At 62.5% G+C, this 4,947-nt stretch carries 7 protein-coding genes; 4 read left to right on the top strand and 3 right to left on the bottom strand.

Going from position 1 to position 4,947, the window contains the following annotated elements; all coding sequences use genetic code 11:
• Positions 1 to 276: 276 nt before the first annotated feature.
• Together PLN84_RS12445 and PLN84_RS12440 are read left to right on the top strand one after the other, a co-directional pair.
• Entirely contained in the window at positions 277 to 402 is a 126-nt protein-coding gene (locus PLN84_RS12445) for a hypothetical protein (RefSeq protein ID WP_292558609.1), read from the top strand.
• A 173-nt stretch (positions 403 to 575) separates the two neighbouring features.
• Positions 576 to 1,070, top strand: coding sequence for a HEAT repeat domain-containing protein (locus tag PLN84_RS12440; RefSeq protein WP_292384692.1), 495 nt, complete (start codon positions 576 to 578; stop codon positions 1,068 to 1,070).
• 51 nt (positions 1,071 to 1,121) lie between these two features.
• Here the strand turns inward: PLN84_RS12440 and PLN84_RS12435 are convergent, their stop codons facing one another.
• Both PLN84_RS12435 and PLN84_RS12430 read right to left on the bottom strand, forming a co-directional pair.
• The gene (locus PLN84_RS12435) at positions 1,122 to 1,850 is read right to left on the bottom strand and encodes a protein phosphatase 2C domain-containing protein (RefSeq protein WP_292384691.1); all 729 of its coding nucleotides are present in this window, start codon (positions 1,848 to 1,850) and stop codon (positions 1,122 to 1,124) included.
• Between the two features lie 66 nt (positions 1,851 to 1,916).
• Positions 1,917 to 2,855: a radical SAM protein gene (locus PLN84_RS12430; RefSeq protein ID WP_292384690.1), complete on the bottom strand. Its 939-nt coding sequence runs from the start codon at positions 2,853 to 2,855 to the stop codon at positions 1,917 to 1,919.
• Between the two features lie 209 nt (positions 2,856 to 3,064).
• On the opposite strand from PLN84_RS12430, the gene PLN84_RS12425 reads away from it, so the two are divergent.
• The gene (locus tag PLN84_RS12425; RefSeq protein WP_300033371.1) at positions 3,065 to 3,787 is read left to right on the top strand and encodes a type IV pilin; all 723 of its coding nucleotides are present in this window, start codon (positions 3,065 to 3,067) and stop codon (positions 3,785 to 3,787) included.
• Positions 3,788 to 3,843: 56 nt separating this feature from the next.
• Entirely contained in the window at positions 3,844 to 4,290 is a 447-nt protein-coding gene (locus PLN84_RS12420) for a universal stress protein (RefSeq protein ID WP_292384688.1), read from the top strand.
• Here PLN84_RS12420 and PLN84_RS12415 read toward each other — a convergent pair.
• Positions 4,280 to 4,855 carry a DUF99 family protein gene (locus tag PLN84_RS12415; protein ID WP_292384687.1) on the bottom strand — a complete coding sequence of 192 codons (576 nt, stop codon included), beginning with the start codon at positions 4,853 to 4,855 and terminating at the stop codon, positions 4,280 to 4,282. The two genes, PLN84_RS12420 and PLN84_RS12415, sit on opposite strands and share 11 nt — an antisense overlap.
• Between the last annotated feature and the right edge of the window lie 92 nt (positions 4,856 to 4,947).

Genomic DNA, 4,947 nt, shown 5'->3' with positions numbered 1-4,947 from the left:
TATCATGACGGCCTGTCACGCCGTCGACACGGATTCGAATTCCGTCCTGGGCGTCCATTCCTTTTACTTCTCTAGCAAGGAGCGGAGCGTGCACCATTCTCCTCTTTCCGCAAGGTGTTCTCCATACCGGGGCGGGCTGCGCGAACGACCCGAGGTCTTCCGGGAATCCCCAATCACTGTAATACGCCGGCCGATAGGATTAATAACTGTTATATAGAGGGACTTAATTTTATTTTATAAGTAAAATATATATACCGGGATGCAGTATCCGGTGTCATGCACGTTCTGGCAAAATGGGTTGAGAGCGATCGCGTATTCAATATTCTGGGAGCTCTCATCATCGGGACCGGTATCTTTGCTCTCGCAAGCCTGGCAATATATACCTGTGGATTTTTGATCTGACGGCAGATCAGGGAGACCCGGATCCGGGGGCATACCGGATCCCGGCATCCGCAAGGGCGGGCTTTGCCCCGTCTTCTGCCGCCCGCCAGCCCTGCGGCGGGAACGAAGGATCGTCCGGGGGTGGATGATCAACGCTTATTACCGATCCACCTCAACGTGTGATACGAGCGACCATGACAGGGATTACGGACGAACAGCACCTCTCAACCCTTCTCTCCCGGCTCTCCAACCCGGCCAAGGCGGTACGGGCTGAGGCAACAGCCATGCTCGCAGCCCTTGGTGAACCAGCCGTCCCCGCCTGTATTGCCTTACTGCAGGACCGCGACTGGAAGGTGCGCTACCGTGCGGCGGAGATCCTCGGGCTGATCGGCAACGGCGAGGCGTATGCGCCCCTCGATGCTGCCCTCGTCGACGGAAAGGATCATGTCCGCTATATGGCGGCGAAGGGGCTCGGACTGCTCGGCGACCGCCGGGCGGTTGCGCACCTCGGGGTGATGCAGCGCGACGAGAATGAGTTCGTGCGGCGGAGTGCTGCCTCTTCCCTCGGGAGGATCGCCGGTGAGGAGGCGATCGGCCTGCTTCGCGCGGCTCTGGAAGTTGAGGCGGCCGACGGTGTCCGTGCGGCAATCCTTGCAGCTCTTCGGGAAGCGGGAGCCGAGGGGGATTAGTACCTCGAAACCCGTGGGTTTCCTAACCTCACGACATGCCCGTCCGTCGCACTACGGGCGGTCGTCTCTCACTACGATCACGGTGATGTTGTCGGTGCTTGCCGCGGCCCTGGCAGCGTCGATCAGTTGCCGGCACGCTGCATCGGGTTCGTTCGCGAGGACAATCTCCTGGATGGTGCTCGCCGGGACAGAGTCGTGGAGCCCGTCCGAACTGATCACCAGGACCGCCCCGGCGAGTTCAACGAGGTCGAGGTCGACCTGCAACCGGGGCGCGAGGCCGAGCGCCTGGGTGAGGATGTTCTTCTTCGGGTGGAGCATCGCCTCGGCAGGGGAGAGCATCCCCGACTCCACCAGGCCCTGGACGTAACTCTGATCGCGCGTATGCCAGATGGACGACGGTGTAATGATATGCGTCCTGCTGTCGCCCACCGTACCGATCCAGCACCGGCCCGACTCACCGACGATCGCCGCCGAGAGCGTTGTCCCGGCGTTCAGGCGGTGTTCCCGGTTATAGGTGCAGATCTCGGTGTTTGCACGCTGGAATGCGCGTTCAAGCAGTGCGGCCGGTTCGGTCTCCAGGAACCCCTCGCCTGTAACCTCCGCGAGGATCTCGACCGCCATCCTGCTTGCCACGTCCCCGGAGGCGTGCCCCCCGAGCCCGTCCGCGACGGCAAATATGTGATACCCGGCCACCCGGTCGGTAACGAACGCATCCTCATTGCGATCCCGTCTCCCGAGGTCGCTCATCGCCGCATACCGGATTCCTGACTGTCCCTGCATTACACAATCCTCTGGGCGGCCTTGCGGGAATACCCTTTTGGTGGTGCATTGCCCGGGGAGCGTCCCTCACGGAAACCCCCGTGAGAGACCGTTCTCCTCTGCGCACCGGATGGCATACTCGTACTCCCGCGCGGTGATCGGGCGCTGGAGTGCTGCAAGCACCGGGCTCCTCCCTCCTTCGACCGCCCTCCACGCCGGGTGGTACTGGGCCATGATGTTCACGTAAGAGTCCCGTGAAATCTCGTCGGCGATGAACTTCATCACGATCTCGCTGGTCGCGAGGTTTCCCGGGAGCACCAGGTGACGGATGATCATGCCCCGCACCGCAATCCCGTCCCTGACGACGAGGTCCCCGACCTGCCGGTGCATCTCGCGGAGCGCCGCCCGCATCCGCTCCACGTAATTTTTGGCATGAGAGAGTTCCCATGCCACGTCGTTCCGCCCGTACTTCGCGTCTGGCATGTAGATGTCGATGACGCCGTCGAGGAGTCGGAGCATCTCTACGGAGTCGTAACCGCTGCTGTTGTAGACCAGCGGGATCTTCAGGCCCTGGAGGGCGGCGAGGGCGGTTGCGCAGAGGATCTGGGGGACGACGTGCGAGGGGGAGACGAAGTTAATGTTATGGCACCGGCGCTCCTGCAGGTGGAGCATGATTCCGGCGAGGTCTTCGTACGAGACAGCCGTGCCGACCCCGCACTGGCTGACCTCGAAGTTCTGGCAGAACTCGCACCGCATGTTGCAGCCGGAGAAGAATATCGTCCCCGACCCGTATCTCCCCACGAGTGGAGTCTCCTCGCCGAAGTGGGGGCTATAACTTGAGACCTCCGGGAGGAGGCCGGTCCGGCAGAATCCCAGTTCGCCTTCGATGCGGTTCACGTGGCACTCCTGGGGGCAGACGACGCAGTCGCGGAGTACCTCGTGCGCCTGGCGTGCCCGTTCCTTAAGTTCGCCGCTCCCGGAGAGGCGCAGGTATCCGGGCAGCTGAATTTCTTCCGCTTCAGCCATGACCCTCAATGGGCGTGGGGATGAAGAAGGTTAACCCTCACCCGTACCGATCCAGGGCTCTCTCGTTCCGGGTTCCCCCTGTCCCTGGTATGCCGGCTCTGGCCCCGGTATCCCGGAGTGCACTGAACAATATTTCCAGATCCCTCCCGCTGTTAACGGATATTTTTTGGCAATATTTATATCTCCAATAATAAATTTCTCATTAGCATATGCCCGGCGAACGTAACCGGTCCGGAGAGGCAGAGACTCGCTATCCCCCGGAACGGGCCAGAGATACAGCACGTGAACGGCTTAAAGGTCTGGTGATCCTCCCCAAGAGCGGGTCGTGCAATCGCCACGCTCGAGAGGAGGAGGTCCGTTGCCGTATCAAGGACCGGCCGCATGGCGGCTTCCGCGTTCCGCCGTGCCTCTCTCTCCGGCACGCCGCCGGAAGCGACTGCGCCCTCTCGCACACGCACGCCACACTCCTGATGGTTGTCATCACCATCATCCTCGCGGCTCTTGTCCTGCTGATGGTGCTCGCGATGATCCCCTCCTGGTCCTGGGCGGAGCCGGAGCTGCCCCCGATCATCATCACCGGGGTTCTGCACACCAGCGGGGAGACCGGGCAGATGACGTATGCCAGCAGGGTATTCCTCGTCAACAACGGCAGCACGGTCTACGAGAACGATCGTCTCAGGGCGGTCTTTTATCGGGATGGCACGAGAACTCGCACCGTCTCGACCCTGAACGGCTACCTCTTCATACCGACGCACCACTACGGGGTGAGACTCCTCAAGGGTCCGGGCTGCCGCACCCTCTACTGGAACCCCGGCGAGGAGATTGAGGTCGACCTTGCCGACAAAACGTTCGTTCCGGGCGTCATGGTCACCGTGGAGATCGAGGACAGACGGACCGGGAAAGTGATATCGAAGCACACCGTGGAGGCTTGAGGTCGAACGGCCCTCCGGAGACACCTATTTGTACCGGGACGTTTCTAAAGACTGGTATGTTCCGATTGGTACTCGTGGCGGTCGACGGATCGGAGATCGGCAACCGTGCACTCGCAGAGGCTCTTGACGTCGCCCGCGTCATGCATGCCGCCGTGCACGCCGTGCACGTCGTCCAGACCGGGATCTATCCCGCACTGATGCTCAACCAGCTCGAGCCCCCGGATATCGCGCAGCAGGCGGTCCTCGAGTCGCTCGAGCGTGAGGCGGACGAGATCCTTGCCGAAGCAGGGCGGCAGGGAACCGCCGCCGGTGTCCCGGTGACCACCCATAAGCGCCACGGGCATCCGGGAGCCGAGATCATCGCGCAGGCCCGGGAGGTCGAGGCCGATCTGACCGTGGTCGGGTCGCACGGGAGAGGCCGCCTCGACCGCTTCTTCCTCGGGAGCGTCAGTTCCTACGTCGTCGACCACGCGGAGTCGACGGTCATGGTCGTCAGGGGCTGACCTCGCACAGGGACGACCGGACGAGCCCGCGGGCGATGAGCCGGGCCACCCTGAGCGGTTCGGGCACCCGCCCTTCGTGCGTGAAGTCGTTGCAGACCTTTGCGGCGTCGCCGTGAGAGATGCCGTAGGGGCGGATGAAGAGGGTATACCCGGTATGGAGGGGGATGGGCGTCCGGCCGCCGAGCCGCAGGTACGCCTCGAGCCTCCCGGCGTCGCCCGGAAAGTGGCGGCGGATATCCTCCGCGAGTCCCTCCGACTCCTCGTAGGTGGTGACGATGACGGGCAACCCGGTCGCGTCCTGCACCGCCGCCGGGTCGATGATGTTATACCAGGCGATGACACTCCCGCTGATCATGATGAGGTTGATGTCCCGGCGAGCGAGATCGGTGACTATCCCGATGACCGCATCGGTCGCGTCCATCCCCCCGACGGTCACCCGGGCGAAGGCCGCTCCGTCGATCCGGAGATCCTTTCGCATGACGATGCCGGCAAGGGTGGACTGCTCCCTTCCCGAGTAACTCTCGGCGATACCGAGAGCGCGGAGCCCTGGTTTGGCTACGTGCATACGAAGCCCTTATGTGGCTCAATCGGATATAGTACTCCAATGAACATCGAGCACGACGAGGTATGCATCTTCATCCCCACGCTGAACGAGGC

Origin of the sequence: Methanoculleus sp. (assembly GCF_035363275.1) — an archaeon.
Classification (GTDB): domain Archaea; phylum Halobacteriota; class Methanomicrobia; order Methanomicrobiales; family Methanoculleaceae; genus Methanoculleus.
Note: the sequence above shows the minus strand (reverse complement) of the source record. Positions and strands in the feature narration are given on the sequence as shown.